Here is a 19,856-nt window from a genome sequence, read left to right as displayed (position 1 = left end):
TCGCCGCACGAAGTTCAAAAACGTATCTCGATGTCAATAGCAAAGTTCCTCATCCGACGGACGCTGCAAGCGGTGTTCGTCATTTGGGGAGTAGTGACGATCATGTTCGGGCTCAGAGCGGTCTCGCCGGGCGACCCGGCGACGCTGATGCTCGGGGAGGGAGCGACCGCCGAGACGATCGCACGGGTCAGGGAACAGGAAGGGCTCGATCAACCCATCTACGTCCAGTACTTCGATTACGTACAGGGGCTACTCGTCGGGGATTTCGGGTACTCGTGGCGGTCGAACCGCGAGGTCGAGCTGATGGTGATAGAGCGGATACCGGCGACGCTCGAACTGGCCATCGCGGCGACCGTCGTCGCGTTGATCATCGCGATTCCGCTCGGTGTCGTGTCGGCGACCCGACGGAACGAGCCCTCGGACTACGGCGCGACGCTGTTCTCGCTGCTGGGAATCTCGACGCCGAACTTCTGGCTCGGACTGATGTTGATCCTGCTTTTCGGCGTCTGGATCGGAATCCTCCCGACTGGACGCCGCCCGGTCGGACTCACAGAAGCAGTCGTGACCCTCGTCACGATCGGGTCGGCAAACGACCTGTTGACCTGGATTCGGCACATCACGTTACCGGCGCTCACGCTCGGGACGTACTTCACCGCGCTCATCACCCGGCTCACTCGCAGTGGGATGGTCGACGAGCTCGGGAAGCCGTACGTCACGGCGACGAGAGCGAAGGGCGTCCCGGCGGTGCTCGTCCGATACAAGCACGTGCTCCGAAACACGATGATTCCGATTATCACCGTGTTAGGCCTGCAGATGGGGACGCTGATGGGTGGTGCGGTGATCACCGAGACCGTGTTCAACTGGCCCGGTCTCGGCCTGCGGCTGATCGACGCGCTGGACGCGCGCGACTGGCCGCTCATGCAGGGAGTGATCGTGTTCATCGCAGTGGCGTTCGTGACGATAAACATCCTCGTCGACGGGCTGTATGCGTCTCTCGATCCGCGGGTGAGCGACGAATGATATCCGATAGAATCAGTTCCAATCTCCGACAGACGTTCCGCGAGAGCCTCCTCCCGAAGATCGGGATGCTGCTCTTGGTAAGTATCGTGTTAATGGCCGTGTTCGCGCCGCTGTTGGCGACCCACGATCCGACGCGGACGGGGTACTACGACGAGGGCGGAAACGCCTACCCGCCGGTCGGGTTCGACTACACGACGCAGGTCGCCGTCGACGGCGAGATAACCGAGATCCAAGTCGAGGCCAACTCGGACCACGTCCTCGGCACCAACAACGTCGGACAGGACTCCTACTCTCGGTTCGTCTACGGCGCCCGGATCTCACTGCTCGTCGGCTTTTCAGCCACGCTGATAGCCATGCTCGTCGGTGTGCCTATCGGGTTAGTCGCCGGGTACTACGGCGGGCGCGTCGACGACGCGCTGATGCGAGTCGCAGACACGATGCTCGCGTTTCCGGCGCTCGTTCTCGCGCTCGCGCTGATCGGCGTGTTCGGTGAGAGCCCGGTGTTCGTGCCCGATCCGATCGTCGTGCTCGGTCTCGCCGACGGGATGCCCGAGCAGATACCCATACCGGGGACCGTCACGATCGTCGCGGCGCTCGTCATCTGGGTGTGGTTCGCTCGGGTCGCCCGGGGCGAGGCGCTGTCGCTACGCGGCGAGGAGTACGTGAAAGCGGCCAAGAGCTTCGGCACGAGCGACCGTGACGTCCTACTCGGACACATCCTCCCGAACAGCATGACGCCGATTATCGTGTTAGCGACGATCCAGGTCGCGGTGATAATCCTGCTCGAAGCGTCCCTTGCGTACCTCGGCTTCTCGGGAACGACGCTGTCGTGGGGATATGAGATCGAACGGGGACAAGACATCCTTCGGACGCGACCGTGGGTGTCGATGCTCCCGGGGATCGGGATCGTGTTAACCGTCATCGCCGTGAACCTGCTCGGCGATTGGTTCCGGGATGCGCTGGACCCGAACCTGGACGAGGGACAGCGGGGTGCCTAAGATGAGCGAAGATATCCTCCGAGTCGACGGACTCTCGACACGCTTTTTCACCGGAGAGGGACAGGTCAACGCGGTCGAAGACGTCTCGTTCACCGTTCGCGAGGGAGAGGTGTTCGGGATCGTCGGCGAGTCGGGATCCGGGAAGTCCGTGACCGGGCTCTCGCTCGTCGACCTCGTCGAGTCACCGGGCGAAGTGACCGACGGTAACCTGTGGTACCGCGACGAGGAACTCGCCGACGAACTCGCCGACCAACACCCGGACGCGGTCGACGGCGACTTCGTCGACCTCCGATCGGTGCCGGAGCGCGTGCGGACGTCGCTCCGAGGGACGAGCTTCAGCATGATCTTCCAAGACCCGGAGAGCAGCTTCAATCCGTCACTCACCGTCGGCGAGCAGATCGCTGAGGCCGTCGAGGTCCAACGGCGGGCGAGCGCACGCCCCCGGTCCGGCCGAGCACGGACTGACGGAGACAGCTACTCGCTCGGCTCGCTGTTGCTGTCGTTCGCGCTTCCGTCACAGCGATACGTCAGCGACGAGAGCCGAGAGCGCGCGGTCGAGCTGCTCGAACAGGTCGGCATCCCCGATCCGGTCGAGCGCGCCGAGGAGTATCCGCACGAATACTCCGGAGGAATGCTCCAGCGGGCGATGATCGCCCAAGCGCTCGCGGGAGAGCCTGACGTACTTGTCGCCGACGAGCCGACGACCGCGCTCGACGTCACCATCCAGGCACAGATCCTCGACCTGCTCTCGGAGCTACAAGCGGAGACGGGAATGACCGTTCTCCTCATCACGCACAACCTCGGCGTCATCGCCCGGATGTGCGACCGTGTCGGCGTGATGTACGCCGGAGAGATCGTCGAGCGAGGGACGCTCGAAGACGTGTTCCGGGACAACATCCATCCCTACACCGCCGGATTGTTGGGCTCCGTTCCGGATCTCGAAAGCGTCGGTGGAACGCTCGATCCGGTCCCTGGAAACGTACCGAGTCTGCTCGACGAGGAGATGGGTGACCGCTGTTACTTCGCCGATCGCTGCCCGAAGGCGATGGAGGCGTGTCTCGAGCGTCCGGCGGCAGTTCGCGTCAACGAAGACGGTGACCACGTCGTCAAGTGCGTCCTCTCGGAGATGAAGCACGGTGACAGCCCACCGCTGTCACCGGACCACTTCGAAGACACGCCGACGGACGACGAGGAGGGAACTCCGCAGACGGACGCCACCGCGTCGACCGACGGAGGTGTCTCCCGATGAGCGAACCGGTGTTGCGCGTCGACGGGCTGAAGAAGTACTTCTGGGAGCGGGACTCGCTCATCGACCGACTGATGGGGAACGATCCGGTGGCCGTGCGTGCGGTCGACGGACTCTCGTTCGAGGTCCGCACGGGAGAGACGCTCGGGTTGGTCGGCGAGTCCGGCTGTGGCAAGTCGACCACCGGCGAAACCGTGATGGGACTGCAGGAGCCGACCGAGGGGCGCGTCGAGTTCGACGGCCGCAACGTGTTCGATCTCGACGGCGAGGCGCTCCGCGAGTTCCATCGAGAGGCGCAGATCGTCTTCCAGGACCCGTTCTCCAGTCTCGATCCGCGAAAAACGATCGGCGCATCGATCCGCCAGCCGCTCGATGTACACGAGGTCGGGACGCCAGCCGAGCGAGATAGCCGCGTTCGCGACCTCTTGGAGCGAGTCGGCCTCTCGGGAGCGCAGTACGACCGGTACCCGCACGAGTTCTCGGGCGGCCAGCGCCAGCGGGTGTGTATCGCGCGAGCGCTCGCCTTGGAACCCGAGTTCGTCGTCCTCGACGAGCCGACGAGCGCGCTGGACGTGAGTGTACAGGCACAGATACTCAACCTGCTGAGCGAGCTGCAGGCCGAACTCGATCTGACGTACCTGCTTATTTCACACGACCTCTCGGTGATCCGGCACATCTGCGACCGCGTCGCCGTGATGTACCTCGGCGAAATCGTCGAGGTCAGCGAAACGACGGCGCTGTTCGAATCGCCGCGGCACCCGTACACGAAGGCGCTGTTGGAGTCGGTTCCGCGCGCCTCGCTCGACGAGCAGGATCGAACGGTAGAGACGCTTTCGGGGGACGTGCCGTCGCCGCGAGACCCCCCGAGCGGCTGTCGATTCCGCACGCGCTGTCCGTCCGTGATACCGCCCGATACCGTCGACCTCCCGCAAGATCGGTATCGCGAGGTGATGGACGTCCGAGGACTGCTGGAGCGGCGCGACCTCAGCGTCGCGAAGGTGTGGAGCCACGCGGGGTACGAGTCTCCGCCGAACGACCCCGACGACGCCGCAGTCGACGCGTTCGTCGCTGCCGCGACCGAGCGGCTACTGGGCCACGCGCTTCCCGACGAGTACCAGCGGCCCGTCGACGACGCCTTCGCTTCGGTCGCCCGCGGTGACTGGGACACCGACGGTCTGCGTGATTCCTTCGAGAGCGTCTGTGAGTCGACGAATCCGGAGCTGGGTTCTGAGGCTCACCCCTCGGCGTGTCACCTCGAACGATAACATATCAGGCGTCGACGAGGCCGCACGGTACGCCGAACCCCCTCAACGGGGCGGTCGTCGTCGCCGCTATCGGCACGCCCGCTACCGCGTTGCGTCCGCGTCGAGCGACCGCGCGTTCTCCTCGATCGGCTCGCTGTCCCAGTACGCGTGGTCCGCGTCGTTCCGGAAGCACTTCGCCCGGCGCCGGTCGTCGACGGCGTGGTCGGACGGCGCCGACTCCCGACAGGCCGCACGGGCCTCCGGACAGCGCGTGTGGAACCGACAGCCCGTGGGCGGGTCCCGCGGCGACGGCACGTCGCCGTGGAGCGTCGCGAACTCTCCCTCGCGCGCCTCCGTGCTCACCCGAGGGACGCTCGCCAGCAGCGCCTTCGTGTAGGGGTGTGCCGGATCGGCGAAGATCTCGTCGACCGGTCCGGTCTCGACGATTTCGCCGAGGTACATCACGGCGACGCGGTCGCAGATGTGTCGGACGACGCTGAGGTTGTGCGCGATGAAGAGGTACGTGAGTCCGAACTCCTCTTGGAGATCGTCGAGCAGGTTGAGTATCTGCGCCTGCACGCTCACGTCGAGCGCCGAGACCGGCTCGTCGAGGACGACGAACTCGGGGTCGAGCGCGAGCGCCCGAGCGATCCCGATCCGCTGGCGCTGGCCGCCCGAGAACTCGTGCGGGTACCGGTCGATCTGGTCGGCCGAGAGCCCGACGCGCTCGAGGAGGTCCAGAGCGGTCTCCCGGCGCTCGGCCTTCGTGGCGACGTCGTGGATTCGAAGTCCCTCCGTGATTATGTCTCCAGCGGTCATCCGCGGGTCGAGACTGGAGAACGGGTCCTGAAAGACGATCTGTGCGCGCTTTCGGAACGTCTTCAGGTCGGCGTCCGACATCTCGAGAATGTCCTCGCCGTCGAAGGTGATCTGTCCCTCGGTGGCCTCGCGCAGCCGGAGGACCGTCTCGCCGGTGGTCGACTTGCCGCAGCCGGACTCGCCGACGACGCCGAGCGTCTCACCCTCGGCGACCTCGAACGAGACGCCGTCGACGGCCTTCACGCTCTCCGGCTCGTGGCCGAACAGCCGATCGACGATCGACTGCTCGTCGGCGTAGTACTTCTTGAGCCCCTCGACCGAGACGAGCGGAGCGACGTCGGTCATGCGGAATCACCGCCGAAGTGGTCGGCGGCGAGCGCCTCGTCCGGATCGTACGGGCGCTCCGCGAGGACGCACTTGGCGCCGTGTTCGGCCGCAGCGTTCACGACGACCTCGTCGGGTTTCTGCAGACATGATTCCATCGCTTTGGGGCACCGGCCCGCGAAGTAACACCGGTCGTCCATCTCCGAATCGAGCAACCCCGGGACGTTGCCAGCGATCGGCTGGAGCCGCGACCGCGGGTCCTCCAGGTCGGGGACCGATCCCAGCAGTCCCTCGGTGTACGGGTGGACCGGGTCGTCGAACACCGCGCTGAGCGTCCCTCGTTCGACGATCTCTCCGGCGTACATCACGCACACTCGGTCGCACATCTCCGCGATGACGCCGAGGTCGTGCGTGATGAGGACGATGCTCATCCCGCGATCCGCTTGGACCTCCCGCAGGAGGTTGAGTATCTGCGCCTGGATGGTGACGTCGAGCGCGGTCGTCGGCTCGTCCGCGATCAGCACGTCAGGCTCTCCCGCGAGCGCTTGTGCGATCATCGCCCGCTGGAGCATTCCCCCGGAGAACTGGCCGGGGTACTCGTCGACGCGGTCGGCGGGGTCGGGGATGCCGACCTGTTCGAGCAGTTCGATCGCCCGGTCCATGCTCTCTTCGCTGGTGTAGTCGCGACCGGGAACGATCCCGTCGAGGAGGTACTGACCGAGCCCGTACCCCTGCGTCCGCGACCGCGTCGACCGCGGGTTCGCCGTCGCGCGCCGCTGGACCTCGACGGCCTCGGCGATCTGCTCGCCGACCGTGATCGAGGGATTGAAGCTGCTCATCGGGTCTTGGAAGATGGTGCTGAACGACGGCCCTCGAAGCGATCGCCGGACCCGCGGCGGAACCGTTCGCAGGTCGACGTGGTCGCCGTCGACTCCTACCCCGTCGTTCGATCGGAACTCGTCGGCGAGCGTCTGGTTCCGGTACCACACTTCGCCCTCGGTGATCCGCCCGGGCGACTCCACGAGGTCGATCAGCGACAGCGAGGTCACCGACTTGCCGGATCCGGACTCGCCGACGACGCCGAGGATCTCGTTGTCCCGGAGGTCGAATGAGACGGACTCGACCGCGTTTATCTGCCCCTCCTCGGTGAAGAACCGAGTCGAGAGGTTCGAGACGGAGAGCACGTCGTCGGCGTCTGGACCGCGACCGGCGCGGGACGCCGCCTGGACGCGCTCGCTCATGCCGCACCTCCTTCACCCTCGATACCCGGATCGAGGGCGTCGCGGAGCCAGTCTCCGAGGAGGTTGATCCCGATCACCGACAGCATGATCGCGAAGCCGGGGATCGACGAGATCCACCACTGCCCCGACGAGACGTAGTCGCGCCCCTGCGCGATGTCGAAGCCCCACGAGAGCGTCGTGCCGGAGAACCCGAGGAACGACAGCGAACTCTCCAAGAGGATGATCGCCGCCACCTGTACCGTCCCGAGGACGATGATGGGAGTGATCGCGTTCGGCAGCACGTGTCGGAGGATGATCGTGTTGTCGTCGGCGCCGAGCGCTCGAGAGGCCTTCACGTACTCCTGCCCGCGCAAGGAGAGCGCCTCCCCGCGGGCGACGCGGGCGAACCACACCCAGTTGACGAGCCCGACGACTATCACCACGGTTATCGGTAACACGAAGCTCTCCGGCATCTCCGGCGCTAACCCGGCGGCGACGAAGGGATCGGGAACGTTCACCGCCGCGCGACCCCAGAGCCCGATGAGCGCGACCGCCAACACGAGCGAGGGGAACGCGAGGCTGACGTCGGCGACCCGCATCAGCGCGTCGTCGACGGTCCCGCGGTGATATCCGGCTAACAGGCCGACCGGAACGCCGACGACGGCCGCCAGCAGCGTCCCGAGCACGCCGACTGCGAGCGACGTGCGGGCGCCGTACACGATCCGCGAGAGCATGTCTCGTCCGAGGCTGTCGGTGCCGAACACGTGGTTCGGGTCCGCCGTGATCTCGACGGTCTCGGTGACCGTCTGGATCTCACCGTCGACCAGTTGGGAAGAGGTCCGCTCCGTCGTCTCGGAGAACCCGATCGGCGGCAGTTGACTCTGATCGAGCTGTTGGGTTGTCGGGTCGTGCGGAGCGACGAACGGCGCGAACGTGGCGATCAGAATGATGCTGATCACCAGAACGAGGCCGATCTTCGCGAGCACACTGTTTCTGAACTCCTTTTTGAGATTGCGAATGACACGTGCGGAAACCATTAGTCGTTCACCACTTGTGGGTCGAGATACGCGTAGACGACGTCCACGAGGACGTTCACGAGCACGAAGCTCGTACCGATGACGATGAGACTACCCTGTAACACCGGCCAGTCCCGGCGGTTGATGCTGTCGATGACGAGCGTGCCGAGCCCCGGCCAAGAGAAGACGGCCTCGGTGATCACCGCACCGCCGATCAGCGTGCCGAGCTGAAGCCCGAGAACGGTGATAACGGGGATAAGCGTGTTCCGAAGCGCGTGTTTGTACCGGATCAGCGTCTGCGGGAGTCCCTTCGCTCGGGCGGCCTGCACGTACCCCTTGCTGAGTTCGTCGAGCATCCCCGAGCGGGTCAACCGCGTGATAAGCGCCATGAAGTACGTCCCCAGGGCGATCGCGGGGAGGGTGATGTACGCGAGCCACGCGAGCAGCGTGCCGAAGAACGGCTCCGAGCCGACGATTGAGAGCGCCACGTCACCGACGTCGACGCCGCGTCCGCTCGTGTTGAACACGTTGAACTCCACCGCGAAGATCAGGATGAGCATGATGCCGAGCCAGAAGTTCGGCGTGCTGATCCCTCCGAGCGAGAGGAGCGTCGCGCCGTAGTCGACCGGCTCGTTCCGCCGCGTCGCACTGAGGACGCCGAGCGGGATCGAGAGGGCGATCGCGACGATGCTGGCGGCGAGCGCCAGCTCCACCGTCGCCGGGAGCCGACCGAACACGAGTCCGACGACCTCCTGCCCGCGGATGTACGAGAATCCCATATCGCCCTGAAGCAGGTCGAAGAGGTACTGTCCGTACTGGATGTACAGCGGTTGGTCTAAACCGAGCTCGGCGGCGATCGCCTGACGCGTCTCCGGAGTCGCGTCGAGGGGAGCGACCGCGTTGATCGCGCTCCCCGGTGTGACGAATCGGAGCGCGAACACGACGGTGACGACCCCCCAGACGACGCCGAGTCCTTGGAGGCTTCTTTTGAATACGAATCTGCCGAATGACATTAATAACTGATGTGAGAGGTTCGTCTGGCCTTACTGTCTCGTCGCCGTATCGGGGTCGATGAACTCGTCGCTCCGCGGCTCCCACGAGATGTCGTTCGAGACGCCGTAGACGCTGAACTGCTGGTGAAGGAACACCCACGGTGCGAGGTCGTGCGCGAGCTGGTTCGCCTCTCGCAGGAACTCGACCCGTTCGTCGGGGTCCTCGGTGTTCTCGGCCTGTCGTATCAACTCGTCGAGCTCCTCGTTTTCGAGGATCGTGAGCGCACCGTTCGTGGTCATGAGCGGAGTGATGGTCTGGCTACCGTCGAACTCGGCGTTCCCCCACCCGAGGAGGTTGAAGTGCGGCTTGTCCTCGATGTTCCCCGTCGTGATGTCCTGCACGAGCGAGGAGAACTCGCGCTGTTCGAGGTCACAGGAGACGTTCGACAGCGAGTCGATCTGGTTCGCCGCCGCCTGCGCGATCTCCACGTCGCCGAGGTAGCGCCCGATCGGCGTTTCCAGCGTGATCTCCGCGCCGGCGAAGCCCGACTCTTCGACCAGTCGCTCCGCCTCTTCGGGGTCGTACGGGTACGGATCGATGTCCGGGTTGTACCCGACGTGCTCTTCTAAGGTCGGTTGACCCGTGATCGACCCGAACCCGTTGAGGACGTTCTCGATGATGCTCTCGACGTCGACGGCGTGGTTCATCGCCTGGCGGAACTGCTGGCTGGAGAACGGCTCGACGTCGTAGCGCATCTGCAGGAAGATGATCCGCGCGCTCGGCACCGAGTTGATCCCGGCGACGTCGGAGCTCTCGACGCGTGAGACCTCCTGTGGCGGTACGTTCGTCACGATGTCGGTCTCCTCGGCGAGCAGCCGGTTCACTCGCGTGCTCGATTCGCTGGAGGCACCCATCGTGAGCCGGTCGACGGGGACGTCACCGCCCCAGTAGTCGTCGTTGGGCTCGTAGATGACCTCGTTACCGGAGTCGTACTCGGTGACGACGAAGGGGCCGGTGCCGTTGGTGTTCTGATTGATGTAGTTCCCGTCGTTCTCCTCGACCCACGACTGCTGCATGACCTCGCCGTTCGTCGCGAACAGCTGGAAGGCGATGGGGTTGAATCCCTCGAAGCTCACGGTCACGTCGCCGTCGCCCGCGGTGACCTCGTCGATGACCCCGAGGTCGTTCGACTGCGGGCTGACGATGCCGACCTCGTCGTCGACGATCCGGCGGATGCTGTACGCCACGTCCTCGGCGGTCAGCGCGTCGCCGTTGTGGAACGAGACGCCCTCGCGGAGCGTGAACCGGACGCTGCCGTCGTCGGTGCGCTCCCAGTCCGTGGCGAGGCTCTCGACGATACCCCCCAGCTTGTCGCGGTCCATCAGCCCTTCGTACGTCTGCCCGACGATGATCTCCGTGTTCGTTTCGGCGTGGTCCTGCGGGTCGAGCCCGGAGTCCATCTGCCCCATCGTGACGCCGATCTCGAAGCGGTCGTCGCCGCTGCTTCCGTCGTCGCTGCTTCCGTCGTCACCGCTGCCGCCGTCTCCGCCGCTCCCGTCGTCGCCGTTTCCGGAACAGCCGGCGAGGCCGACCGCGGCGGCGGTTCCGGCGTACGCAAGAACGGACCTTCTGTTGACATGATCACCGTTGTCAGGGTTCATGGAGTACTTCATACGAGCGAGTGTTATGAACCTAACGACGTGAACACCCGTCGTAGCCGTCGTATCTACAGTATTTTGTCACGACGACTGGACAAGTATTTACCAGACCGGAGAATTGTTATCGATATGCGACGAGTCGATCCGGGCGAGCGCTGGGGCGACGTGGTGGCCGACAGCGACGCGACGGCCGACGCGTTCCGCGAGCGAGGCTGGACCGCGCTCGCCGCTCACCCCGGCGACGTGAACCCGGTCGCCGACGCGGGGCGGCTCGACGTGCTGTTGCCCGGATCGGAGTTCGACGCGGCGAACGAGGCGGTCGGCGACGCCGCGATCGACACGGTTCGCGTGTACGCCGCGGCTGGAGAGGGCGTCCAGTACCGTCTCGTCGTCGCCGAGGACGCGGACGCGGCGCTCGCCGTCTGCGTTCCGACCTACCTCGGTGCCGCTGAGTTCGACGCGCTCCGGGCGGCGATCGGCGATGACGGGACGCTCACGGTCCGCCTTCGGCCTCTCGACGATCGCGACGTCGTCGAGATCGACCTGACCGATCCCGGCGTCTTCTTCGAGCCCCCGGCCGACGCCTGAGACGAGCGACCGACCCCCTGAGACGCACACGGATGTGTATCGAGCCGAACGGACACTTCGACGTATTCATAGTTGTGCGATCACGATCATTTCCATGAACCGAGCAGAGAAGGCGGCCCTCCAGCTGCAGGCGGTCGCCGTGTTGCGGATGTTGAAGCAGACGCGAACGTACGAGGAGCTGTCCGCGGTGACGGGACTGCCCGCGGGCGACCTGAATCGGTACGTGAACGGCCACGTGTTGCCCGGCGCCGACCGCGCGAGCGAAGTCGTCGAGGCGGTCGGTCGCGACGCGCTCGCGGACGAGCTCATCGCCCGCGTCGAGTTCGACGAGGAAGGGTACGTCGACAACTCCAGTATCGTCTTCGACCAGTCGTTCCTCGACCTGGTCGCGCCGGTCGCTGCGGAGACGTTCGGGTTCGAATCCCCAGACGTGGTGCTAACGGCCGCGACGGACGGGATCACCCTCGGCGCGGCGATGGCCTCCTTTTTCGACGCCCGGCTCGCGTACGCCAAGAAGTCGAAGGAGACCGCCGTCGAGGAGTTCATCGAGTCCCGACAGCGGCTCGCCTCCGGCATCGAACTCACCTACTACCTCCCGGCGAGCGCGGTCAACGCCGGCGACACCGTCCTCGTCGTCGACGACCTGATCCGGTCGGGCGAGACCCAGGAGCTCCTCTTGGACATCGCGCTACAGGCCGACGCCGACGTCACCGGCGTGTTCACCCTCATCGCCGTCGGCGACGAGGGGATGGACCGCGCGCGAGCGATCACGGACGCGCCGGTCGGTGCGCTGACGACGTTCGAGTGACGGCCGAGGGGGTGAACGAGGTACGAAAGAGGATGAGATGCCCACGTTTGCGCATAGTATCTGCACACCAACTGTTTTATGACCCGATACGATCCATGTATGTGGGTATTTTCTGACAGTCATCAGCAAGGCTTATAATCCGATCCGTCGGTATCCTCAGTTGTTCAATGGGGCTTACAGACACGCTTGCTACGCGGTTTAACCTAGAGGAGCACGACTCCGACGTCCGTACGGAGCTGGTCGCGGGACTCACGACGTTCCTCGCGATGTCGTACATCATCGTCGTGAACCCGTTCATCCTCGCGGAGGCGATCCAGATCCCGGGGTACGAGTTCTTCGAGGTCGTCCAGATGATCGCAATCGCGACGATCATCGCCTCGGCGATAGCGACGCTGGTGATGGCGCTGTACGCTAACCGCCCGTTCGGGCTCGCACCCGGGATGGGGCTCAACGCCTTCTTCGCGTTCACCGTGGTGATCGGGCTCGGGATCCCGTGGCAGACCGCGCTCGCCGCCGTCTTCGTCGAGGGCGTCCTGTTCATGCTGCTGACCGCCGTCGGCGCGCGGAAGTACATCATTCAACTGTTCCCGGAGCCGGTCAAGCGCGCGGTCGGCGCCGGTATCGGGCTGTTCCTCCTGTTCATCGGACTGCAGGAGCTCCAGATCGTCGTCCCGGACGACGCGACGCTCGTCACGCTCGGCAACGTGTTCGCGAACCCGTGGGCGATTCTCGGGATACTGGGACTGGCGTTGACGTTCGGGCTGTGGGCTCGCGGCGTCACGGGCGCTATCATCCTCGGTATCCTGACGACCGCGCTAGCCGGGTGGGCGCTCACGTTCGCCGGCGTGTTCGAGCGCGGCGTCGTCACTCCCGAGACGCTACCCGCGGCTCAGTACGACATCACTCCGCTCGCGGGCGCGTTCCTCGACGGAATCGCCGATATCGAGCCGCTCACGTTCGTCTTGGTCGTGTTCACGTTCTTCTTCGTCGACTTCTTCGACACCGCGGGGACGCTCATCGGCGTCTCGCAGTTCGGTGACTTCCTCGACGAGGACGGCGACCTGCCCGAGATGGAGAAACCGCTAATGGCCGACGCGGTCGGAACCACCGTCGGTGCCATGGTCGGTACCTCTACGGTGACAACGTACATCGAGTCGTCGGCCGGTATCGAGGAGGGCGGCCGCACCGGACTCACCGCCTTAGTCGTCGCCCTCGGCTTTATCGCGTCGCTGGCGCTGATCCCGTTCGTCGCCGCGATCCCCGAGTACGCCTCCTTCATCGCGCTGATCGTCGTCGGCGTGATGATGCTCCAGGGACTCGTCGAGGTCGACTGGTCGAATCCGGCGTGGGCGGTCTCCGCCGGGCTCACCGTCACGGTGATGCCGTTCGCCTACTCCATCGCCGACGGGCTGGCGGCCGGTATCGTCGCCTATCCGCTCATCAAGATCGCTCTCGGCGAGTACGACGACGTCCACCTCGGACAGTACATCATCGCGGCGCTGCTCGTGGTCTACTACGTGCTGCAGACGCGCGGCGTTATCCTCTAGGGCCGCTTGCGTCTCCGGGGCGCGACGCTCCGTCTCCGGGCCGCGGGGTATTTCCCCGCGCCGACCCGACGGAGCAGCGATGGAAGAGTGGGAGACGGTCCGCGCGTGGAAGCTCCGAGAGCTCCCGGATCCGCCCCTCTACACGCTCACGCAGCTGTTCTCGAAGCTCTCGCAGAGCGGCCCGCGGTCGTACCGATCGCCGCAGCCGGAGTGGGAGCTGAAGGCGCGCGTCCGTCTCCGTGACAAGTTCAAGTGCGCCCTCTGTCCGGCGGGGATGGTAGAGCGCGTCGACGGCGCGACGGTATGGCGCGACCGCGACGACCGGACGCGTCGACGGCCGCCGGGGAAGTCGACGCAGGGAACCGCGGCGCGAATCCTCGAGGTCCACCACGTCGTCCCGCGAGCCAACGGCGGGTCGAACGAGCTCTCGAACCTGATCACGCTCTGCCGCGACTGTCACGAAGACGTCCACGACCGTCGTGCCGACCGGATCCCGCGAGACGAGACGCGGCCCCCGCTCGGGACCCGTCCGTGAGCGAAAGTCGCCTTCATCGACGGTTTCGCCCGTGCGCGTGTCGCGCACCGACCACCGTACTTCTTTACGCGTCTACCCCCTACGTGGAGGTGATGACGAACCTGACGCTTTACGAACTAGAGGGCTGCCCGTACTGCGCGAAGGTGACGGCGAAGCTCGACGAACTTAGCATAGAGTACGAGTCGGTGATGGTCCCGCGCTCTCACTCCGAGCGGACGGAAGTCGAGGAGATAAGCGGCCAGACCGGTGTACCGGTCCTCGTCGACGAGGAACACGGGATCGACGCGATGCCCGAGAGCGACGACATCGTCGAGTACCTCGAAGAGACGTACGGCGACGCGAGCTAGACGTACGCGACACGGGCTCGCGGACGAGCGCGGCTCGCAGTCGGCGCGTCGTCACCGCCATATCGAGGCGACACCGTCGCCGATCGAGAGGCTATTTATCCGGCCGTGTCGACGTGACGAGCGTGCGCCTCGTCCACGTCTCAGGCCCGCCGGACGACCGCGAGAGTCAGCTCCTCGCCAGCGACGTCGATGTCGCGCGATCGACGCTCGAACAGGCGCGCGGCCTGATGTTCCGGCGATCGGTGCCCGACGACCACGCGCTCGTGTTCCCGTTCGACGGGGCGGAGTCGCGGTGGCTCCACATGCTGTTCGTCCCCTTCGCGATCGACGCGCTGTGGCTCGTCGACGGCGAGGTGACCGCGAAACGGCGGCTCGCCCCGTTCGTCGGGCTCGGGCGCGGGCGGGCCGACACGATCGTCGAACTCCCGGCGGGGGCGGCCGACGCGGTCGCGGTCGGTGACGAGATCCGGCTCGTAGACTAACCGCAACCGGCTCGGTCGCCCGTGTCCGCTACTCGTCGTCCAGCGTCCGGAGTTCGACCTCGATCCGGGTGCCACCGGCCTTACTCTCGCGAATGTCGAAGGAGCCGCCACCGGCCGTAACGATCCAGTTGACGTACCAGAGTCCGAGTCCGCTCGCGTGCTCCAGCGGGGTCTCTTCGCCGGTGAGCACCGACCGCTCGGTCGGCGGGATTCCGGGACCGTCGTCGGCGATCACGAGTGACGTCCACGACTCGCTGGGGAGTTCGGCGGCGCTGATCCGGACCCACGGGCGCTCGGCGTCGTTGTGGCGGATCGCGTTGTCGACCAGCTCTGTGATCGCTTCCGCGAGGTAGCCCACCGCCGACACGGTCAGCTTATCGGGGACGTCCACAGCGATGTCGGCGCGCTCGCGGAGTTCGCTCGGAAAGGAGACGAGCGCCTCGTCGACGGCGTCGGCGAGGCGGACCGATCGCGGCGTGGGGCGATCGGCGAGCAGTCGTTCGACCCGTCGAGAGGTCTCGCCGAGCCGGAGGAGTCGATCGGCGGTGGCGACGACGCGTTCGAGGTCTCGGGCGAGGTCCGGATCGTCGACCTCCGAGATCGCGTGCTGGGTGAATCCGGTGACCACGTTGAGATCGTTTCGGAAATTGTGCCGGAGCACGCGGGTCAGGACGGCGAGTCGCTCCTCTCGAAGCGAGGATTCCGTCATGTCCTCGCCGATGCCGACCGCGCCGACGACCTCGTCGCCGTCGATCGCGTCGTCACCGGTCTCGTCGCCGACAGCGTCGTCCCCGCCGACGATCGGCCCGAGCGTGAACCGATACGGAACGCGCTCCCCGGATCGGGTGAACAGGCTCGCTTCGCATTCGGTCACCTCGCCGCGGCGGTACACCGACTGGAGCGCCTCGGCGACCGCGTCGCGGCTCTCCTCGTCGACCAGCGCCGTCAGCGTAGTCCCCGTCAGCTCCTCGGCGGCGTAGCCCGTGTCGCTCGCGAGCCGCTCGTTCCAGCGAGCGAGCGTGCCGTCCACCGTACACTGAAACAGCGCGTCCGTGGTCGTGGACGCGATCGCGTCGAGAACCCGGAGCTGCGACTGTGCGCTCTCTTCGGCACGTACCCGATCGGTGACGTCGGTGAGCCCGACGACGAGCCACCCCTGATTCGAAATCTCGGCCGTGCGGACGGAGACAGAGAGGCAGAATCGCCCGCGAGAGTCCCTGACGTTCCACTCGAAGCGAGTGACGCCGTCCTCCTCGACGGCGGCGTCGACTACCTCGTCGACCGCCTCCCCGTCGACCGTCGTCAGCGACTCGCCGATGTCGGTGAGACCCATCAACGTCAGCGTCGCGGCGTCCCGATCGAGGAGGTCGGTGGCCGGGGCGTTCGCCGCGCGGATCGCTCGCGTGTCCGGATCGCACGCGAGCGTGGGGGTCGGAATCGCTTCGACGAACGATCGGAGGGCGGGCGGTGCCGACGCGTCTCCCGGCGACACGTCAGGTGACGAGCTGTCAGATGACGAGTTCTCGGGAGAGATCGTCGAAAACTCGTCTGGAGCGACGTCGAAATCCGCGTCTCGCGGGACATCGTCGAGCTGGCGGCCTTCATCGGAAGGTCGACCGTCGCCCTGATCGCCACCCATGTCTAGTCCCGCTGATGTATCCGAGGAATATGTGTCTGTGGATCTGACTATCAGGAGGGATATCGTTCGCTCGGTCGGCTTCCGCTGTCTGCCGACGACCGCCGCGCTCAGTCGGCCTTCGCCTGCCAGTCGCGGACCGTATCGGGACCGACGCCGTCGACGTCGGCCGCTAGCTCGTCCGGATCCGCGGACTTGAGATCGCCGACGCCGTCGACTCCAGCGTCCTGCAGCTTCTCGGCGGTCTTCTCGCCGATCCCCTCGACGGCCTGCAGCTCGGACCCCTCCTGCCGGGCGGTGAACTCGCGGTAGTTGCAGATCGGACAGCCCAGCTCCCACGGCTCGTCACCGGAGTGAACGCGGAGGTGCGGGAGGTCGTGCTCCTCACACCGCTCGTCGGTGATCTCGATCTCACCGCGTCGCGGGAGCGGCAGCGAGTAGTCGCAGTCTGGATACCGCGTACAGCCGACGAGCCGGGAGCCGGAGCGGAGCCGCTTGATGGCCAGCTCGCCGCCGGCGTCGGCGGTTTCACCGCCTCCGTCTCGCGGCGAAGCCGCGCCCGCTCCACACTCGGGACACGCCCCGATCACCTCGTCCTCCTGTTCGTCGGCCTCGTCGGCCTTACACTGCGGACACCCGTGGACGAACGTTTTCCGTCCCGCGAGCATCTTCACGTTCCGAAGGTCGTGCTCCTCGCAGGTCTCGTCGAGGATGAGCGGCTTCCCGGTGGAGGGCAGCGGGAGCGTGTACGTGCAGTCGGGGTACCCGTCACAGCCGACGAAGTACGACCCCTGTCGCGACTTCCGAACGAGGAGGTCCGCACCGCACTCCGGACACGGGCCGAGCGTCTTGTCCGCTTTCAGCGACTTCTGAAGGTGGTCACCGACCGCCTCCCGAGAGTCGGTGAGGTCGTCGAACACGCGCGAGAGCAGCTCTCGTGACGCCTCGGTCACTTCGTCGTACCCCTTCTCTCCGCTCGCGATCGACTGCATGTCCCGTTCCAACTGTGCGGTCATCTCTTCGCTCACGACGTGCTCGGCGAACTCCTCGGCGGCCTCGACGACCGCCTCCGCGAGTCGGGTCGGCCGCGGCGGGTCGCTCTCGATGTAGTTGCGGTCGTACAGCTTTTCGAGGGTGCGGTGACGGGTCGCCTTCGTGCCGACGCCGCGTTTCTCCATCTCCTCGATGAGTCGCGACTGCCCGTATCGACGCGGCGGTTGCGTCTCTTTCGCGTCCGTGCGCCGGTCGGTGAGCGCGAGCGTCTCACCGACCTCGACGTCGGGGACGATCCGCTCGTCGCTGGAACGGTACGGATACACGTCGTGGTATCCCGCCTCCAAGAGGCGCTTCCCGTTCGCCTTCAGTCGGAGGCCGCCGTCGGCGACGAGGTCGGCGGGGCCGGTCGCCTCCTCGGGGTCGCGCAGGGCGGCGAGCCCGTCCGCGCGCTCGGCGATCTCCGTCGCCGCGCCGTTCGCGAGCGCGACGACGCGGAGCCGCTCCCACGTCGCCGGCTCGGCACAGGTCGCGAGGAAGCGGCGAACGATCAGCTCGTACACCTCCCACTCGTCCTCCGAGAGGTCCGACGCCGAGGGGAGCTCGCCGGTCGGGTGGATCGGCGGGTGGTCGGTCGTCTCCTTGTCGCCCTCGGTCGGCTCGATCTCGCGGTCCGCGTCCAGCAGGCGCTTCGCGTCTTCGCCGAACGTCGAGGCCGCCGACAGCTCCTCGATCAGTTCGCGAGGCTCTAAGTCCTCGGGGTACACCGTGTTGTCCGTCCGCGGGTAGGTGGCGTAGCCGGCGGTGTACAGGTCCTCCGCGAGCGACATGGCGCGCTGTGCGGAGTAGCCGAGCGAGCCCGCGGCGCGGATGAACGCCGTGGTGTTAAACGGGGTCGGCGGCTCGTCGGTTCGCGTCCGACGGCGCACGTCGTCGACGACCGTCTCGTCGGCCGCAGCGAGCGCGTCCGTGAGCACCTCGGCGACGTCGCCGTCCCAGACGCGTTCCGCCTCGTTACCCTCGTCGTTCAGGTAGAAGTAGCGCGCCTCGAAGGGATCGCCGCCCGCCTTCGTCAGGTTGCCGTACAGCTCCCAGTACGCCTCCGCGTCGAACGCCTGGATCTCCCGCTCGCGGTCGACGATCAGCTTGAGGGTCGGTCCCTGCACCCGGCCGACGGAGATGAAGTCGTCACCGAGCTGGCGGGCCGACAGGGAGAGGAATCGGGTGAGCGCCGCGCCCCACGTGAGGTCGATCACTTGGCGTGCCTCACCGGCGGCAGCGAGGTCAAAGTCGAGCTCGTCGGGGTTCGCGAACGCCTCGTTCACCTCGTTGTCGGTGATCGAGGAGAACCGAACGCGGTCGATGGGGGCGTCCTCGTTGACCTCGCGGACCAGCTCGTACGCTTCCTTCCCGATCAGTTCGCCCTCGCGATCGTAGTCGGTCGCGATGACGACCCGGGAGGCGTCGCGCGCGAGCGTTCGGAGGGCCGCGACGATCCCCTCCTGGGTCGCCTCCTTGGTGACCGGGGCGTCGATCAGCTCGACCGGCTCCACGTCGCGCCAGTCGTTGTACTCCGTCGGGAAATCGACCCCGACGACGTGGCCGGAGAGGCCGATACAGCGCTTGCCGCCCCACTTGTACACGTTGACGTCGTTCTGCCGCTCCGTCGTCGCGGACTCGCCGCTCAGGATCTCCGCGATGCGGCGCGCCGCGTTGTCTTTCTCCGTGATTATCAGTTCGGGGCCGCGACTCATTACCCCGAGATAGGCCGCTCCCCCGTCTAAAGGTTTCGTGACACACGCATAACCGTCCGCACGTGCGGGGATACGCGTACGCTCACGGTATTCGCCGCGTTCGCGGTGTCCGCGACGATCGGTGGGTCGGTGTCGGCGACGGTGGTTGATCACAGAGGCGCTGTCGGAAATACCCTGTTTGCGGGCTCATACTGTTAAATACCCAACCGAATATATTTGGTAGAAACGCTTTGTGTTAGCACGGACGACTCAGTCTGTTGGAAGAGCACCAATCATCCTGTCACCTAATCATGATGAACATCCAAAAAAACTGGGATGATGCCGTTCCGGTATACAAGGTCGATTTAGACGAGACCGCAGACCAATCGACGAGTTGTACAGTGGTCAGAAGTATTGCCAACGTGATTGACAAAGACCTAGACGACCTCGAATCGTTGTGGGACAGCGTAGATCCGGATGCGTTGGACTCGTTCGTCGCTCACGCGAGGGAGTCTTCGACTCCGTATCAACTCACCTTCCAGTATCAGGGGTACGCGGTCAAGATAGAGAACCGTTGGATTCAGTTTACCCCAACGGAAGAAACGCCCTCATCTGTGAGCGCATAGCACGGCGCACGAAACGATTATCA

Annotated in this window: 18 protein-coding genes; 11 read left to right on the top strand and 7 right to left on the bottom strand. The window is 65.8% G+C overall.

Annotation, left to right across the window (positions count from 1 at the left end; genetic code table 11):
* Nucleotides 1-30 precede the first annotated feature (30 nt).
* The 4 genes from ACNSN4_RS01455 to ACNSN4_RS01440 are packed head-to-tail and all read left to right on the top strand — an operon-like array spanning nucleotide 31 to nucleotide 4,529.
* Nucleotides 31-1,020: an ABC transporter permease gene (locus ACNSN4_RS01455; protein ID WP_418283989.1), complete on the top strand. Its 990-nt coding sequence runs from the start codon at nucleotides 31-33 to the stop codon at nucleotides 1,018-1,020.
* Entirely contained in the window at nucleotides 1,017-2,018 is a 1,002-nt protein-coding gene (locus ACNSN4_RS01450; RefSeq protein WP_418283988.1) for an ABC transporter permease, read from the top strand. Before ACNSN4_RS01455 ends, ACNSN4_RS01450 begins: the two co-directional genes overlap by 4 nt.
* Nucleotide 2,019: 1 nt before the next feature.
* Nucleotides 2,020-3,267, top strand: coding sequence for an ABC transporter ATP-binding protein (locus tag ACNSN4_RS01445; RefSeq protein WP_418283987.1), 1,248 nt, complete (start codon nucleotides 2,020-2,022; stop codon nucleotides 3,265-3,267).
* The gene (locus ACNSN4_RS01440; protein ID WP_418283986.1) at nucleotides 3,264-4,529 is read left to right on the top strand and encodes an ABC transporter ATP-binding protein; all 1,266 of its coding nucleotides are present in this window, start codon (nucleotides 3,264-3,266) and stop codon (nucleotides 4,527-4,529) included. Before ACNSN4_RS01445 ends, ACNSN4_RS01440 begins: the two co-directional genes overlap by 4 nt.
* Before the next feature lie 81 nt (nucleotides 4,530-4,610).
* Here the strand turns inward: ACNSN4_RS01440 and ACNSN4_RS01435 are convergent, their stop codons facing one another.
* The 5 genes from ACNSN4_RS01435 to ACNSN4_RS01415 are packed head-to-tail and all read right to left on the bottom strand — an operon-like array spanning nucleotide 4,611 to nucleotide 10,541.
* A complete protein-coding gene (locus ACNSN4_RS01435; protein WP_418283985.1) occupies nucleotides 4,611-5,672 on the bottom strand; it encodes an ABC transporter ATP-binding protein in 1,062 nt (353 codons plus the stop codon).
* Nucleotides 5,669-6,892, bottom strand: a complete 1,224-nt coding sequence (locus tag ACNSN4_RS01430) for an ABC transporter ATP-binding protein (protein ID WP_418283984.1) — start codon at nucleotides 6,890-6,892, stop codon at nucleotides 5,669-5,671. Before ACNSN4_RS01430 ends, ACNSN4_RS01435 begins: the two co-directional genes overlap by 4 nt.
* Nucleotides 6,889-7,908 carry an ABC transporter permease gene (locus tag ACNSN4_RS01425; RefSeq protein WP_418283983.1) on the bottom strand — a complete coding sequence of 340 codons (1,020 nt, stop codon included), beginning with the start codon at nucleotides 7,906-7,908 and terminating at the stop codon, nucleotides 6,889-6,891. Before ACNSN4_RS01425 ends, ACNSN4_RS01430 begins: the two co-directional genes overlap by 4 nt.
* Nucleotides 7,908-8,900, bottom strand: coding sequence for an ABC transporter permease (locus ACNSN4_RS01420; protein ID WP_418283982.1), 993 nt, complete (start codon nucleotides 8,898-8,900; stop codon nucleotides 7,908-7,910). The genes ACNSN4_RS01425 and ACNSN4_RS01420 overlap by 1 nt, the downstream gene beginning before the upstream one ends.
* 30 nt (nucleotides 8,901-8,930) lie before the next feature.
* Nucleotides 8,931-10,541: an ABC transporter substrate-binding protein gene (locus ACNSN4_RS01415; protein WP_418283981.1), complete on the bottom strand. Its 1,611-nt coding sequence runs from the start codon at nucleotides 10,539-10,541 to the stop codon at nucleotides 8,931-8,933.
* A gap of 126 nt (nucleotides 10,542-10,667) precedes the next feature.
* Here ACNSN4_RS01415 and ACNSN4_RS01410 point away from each other — a divergent pair, with 126 nt between their 5' ends.
* The 6 genes from ACNSN4_RS01410 to ACNSN4_RS01385 all read left to right on the top strand — a co-directional run bounded on the left by ACNSN4_RS01410 (nucleotide 10,668) and on the right by ACNSN4_RS01385 (nucleotide 14,845).
* Nucleotides 10,668-11,126, top strand: coding sequence for a DUF7529 family protein (locus ACNSN4_RS01410; RefSeq protein WP_418283980.1), 459 nt, complete (start codon nucleotides 10,668-10,670; stop codon nucleotides 11,124-11,126).
* A gap of 94 nt (nucleotides 11,127-11,220) precedes the next feature.
* On the top strand, nucleotides 11,221-11,934 hold the full coding sequence (locus ACNSN4_RS01405) for a phosphoribosyltransferase family protein (RefSeq protein ID WP_418283979.1): 714 nt from the start codon (nucleotides 11,221-11,223) through the stop codon (nucleotides 11,932-11,934).
* Between the two features lie 167 nt (nucleotides 11,935-12,101).
* Nucleotides 12,102-13,481: an NCS2 family permease gene (locus ACNSN4_RS01400; RefSeq protein ID WP_418283978.1), complete on the top strand. Its 1,380-nt coding sequence runs from the start codon at nucleotides 12,102-12,104 to the stop codon at nucleotides 13,479-13,481.
* Nucleotides 13,482-13,560: 79 nt separating this feature from the next.
* Nucleotides 13,561-14,016: an HNH endonuclease gene (locus ACNSN4_RS01395; RefSeq protein WP_418283977.1), complete on the top strand. Its 456-nt coding sequence runs from the start codon at nucleotides 13,561-13,563 to the stop codon at nucleotides 14,014-14,016.
* Between the two features lie 92 nt (nucleotides 14,017-14,108).
* Complete coding sequence (locus tag ACNSN4_RS01390) at nucleotides 14,109-14,363, top strand: glutaredoxin family protein (RefSeq protein ID WP_418283976.1); 255 nt, start codon at nucleotides 14,109-14,111, stop codon at nucleotides 14,361-14,363.
* A 113-nt stretch (nucleotides 14,364-14,476) separates the two neighbouring features.
* Nucleotides 14,477-14,845, top strand: a complete 369-nt coding sequence (locus ACNSN4_RS01385) for a DUF192 domain-containing protein (protein ID WP_418283975.1) — start codon at nucleotides 14,477-14,479, stop codon at nucleotides 14,843-14,845.
* 28 nt (nucleotides 14,846-14,873) lie between these two features.
* Here ACNSN4_RS01385 and ACNSN4_RS01380 read toward each other — a convergent pair whose 3' ends face one another.
* Entirely contained in the window at nucleotides 14,874-16,484 is a 1,611-nt protein-coding gene (locus tag ACNSN4_RS01380; protein ID WP_418283974.1) for a PAS domain-containing sensor histidine kinase, read from the bottom strand.
* A gap of 107 nt (nucleotides 16,485-16,591) precedes the next feature.
* Complete coding sequence (locus ACNSN4_RS01375) at nucleotides 16,592-19,228, bottom strand: DNA topoisomerase I (RefSeq protein ID WP_418283973.1); 2,637 nt, start codon at nucleotides 19,226-19,228, stop codon at nucleotides 16,592-16,594.
* 290 nt (nucleotides 19,229-19,518) lie between these two features.
* Between ACNSN4_RS01375 and ACNSN4_RS01370 the strand changes: the two genes are divergently transcribed.
* Nucleotides 19,519-19,833, top strand: a complete 315-nt coding sequence (locus ACNSN4_RS01370) for a HalOD1 output domain-containing protein (protein ID WP_418284347.1) — start codon at nucleotides 19,519-19,521, stop codon at nucleotides 19,831-19,833.
* The last annotated feature ends 23 nt before the right edge of the window (nucleotides 19,834-19,856 follow it).

It is taken from the genome of Halorubrum marinum, from assembly GCF_048381195.1.
Taxonomy (GTDB): domain Archaea; phylum Halobacteriota; class Halobacteria; order Halobacteriales; family Haloferacaceae; genus Halorubrum.
The sequence above is the reverse complement of the archived record's forward strand: the minus strand, read 5'-3'. Positions and strand labels throughout refer to the sequence as shown.

Coding starts and splice junctions, on each gene's coding strand:
- ACNSN4_RS01455 (WP_418283989.1), top strand. CDS start 31: ATGTCAATAGCAAAGTTCCTCATCCGACGGACGCTGCAAGCGGTGTTC.
- ACNSN4_RS01450 (WP_418283988.1), top strand. CDS start 1,017: ATGATATCCGATAGAATCAGTTCCAATCTCCGACAGACGTTCCGCGAG.
- ACNSN4_RS01445 (WP_418283987.1), top strand. CDS start 2,020: ATGAGCGAAGATATCCTCCGAGTCGACGGACTCTCGACACGCTTTTTC.
- ACNSN4_RS01440 (WP_418283986.1), top strand. CDS start 3,264: ATGAGCGAACCGGTGTTGCGCGTCGACGGGCTGAAGAAGTACTTCTGG.
- ACNSN4_RS01435 (WP_418283985.1), bottom strand. CDS start 5,672: ATGACCGACGTCGCTCCGCTCGTCTCGGTCGAGGGGCTCAAGAAGTAC.
- ACNSN4_RS01430 (WP_418283984.1), bottom strand. CDS start 6,892: ATGAGCGAGCGCGTCCAGGCGGCGTCCCGCGCCGGTCGCGGTCCAGAC.
- ACNSN4_RS01425 (WP_418283983.1), bottom strand. CDS start 7,908: ATGGTTTCCGCACGTGTCATTCGCAATCTCAAAAAGGAGTTCAGAAAC.
- ACNSN4_RS01420 (WP_418283982.1), bottom strand. CDS start 8,900: ATGTCATTCGGCAGATTCGTATTCAAAAGAAGCCTCCAAGGACTCGGC.
- ACNSN4_RS01415 (WP_418283981.1), bottom strand. CDS start 10,541: ATGAACCCTGACAACGGTGATCATGTCAACAGAAGGTCCGTTCTTGCG.
- ACNSN4_RS01410 (WP_418283980.1), top strand. CDS start 10,668: ATGCGACGAGTCGATCCGGGCGAGCGCTGGGGCGACGTGGTGGCCGAC.
- ACNSN4_RS01405 (WP_418283979.1), top strand. CDS start 11,221: ATGAACCGAGCAGAGAAGGCGGCCCTCCAGCTGCAGGCGGTCGCCGTG.
- ACNSN4_RS01400 (WP_418283978.1), top strand. CDS start 12,102: ATGGGGCTTACAGACACGCTTGCTACGCGGTTTAACCTAGAGGAGCAC.
- ACNSN4_RS01395 (WP_418283977.1), top strand. CDS start 13,561: ATGGAAGAGTGGGAGACGGTCCGCGCGTGGAAGCTCCGAGAGCTCCCG.
- ACNSN4_RS01390 (WP_418283976.1), top strand. CDS start 14,109: ATGACGAACCTGACGCTTTACGAACTAGAGGGCTGCCCGTACTGCGCG.
- ACNSN4_RS01380 (WP_418283974.1), bottom strand. CDS start 16,484: ATGGGTGGCGATCAGGGCGACGGTCGACCTTCCGATGAAGGCCGCCAG.
- ACNSN4_RS01375 (WP_418283973.1), bottom strand. CDS start 19,228: ATGAGTCGCGGCCCCGAACTGATAATCACGGAGAAAGACAACGCGGCG.
- ACNSN4_RS01370 (WP_418284347.1), top strand. CDS start 19,519: ATGATGAACATCCAAAAAAACTGGGATGATGCCGTTCCGGTATACAAG.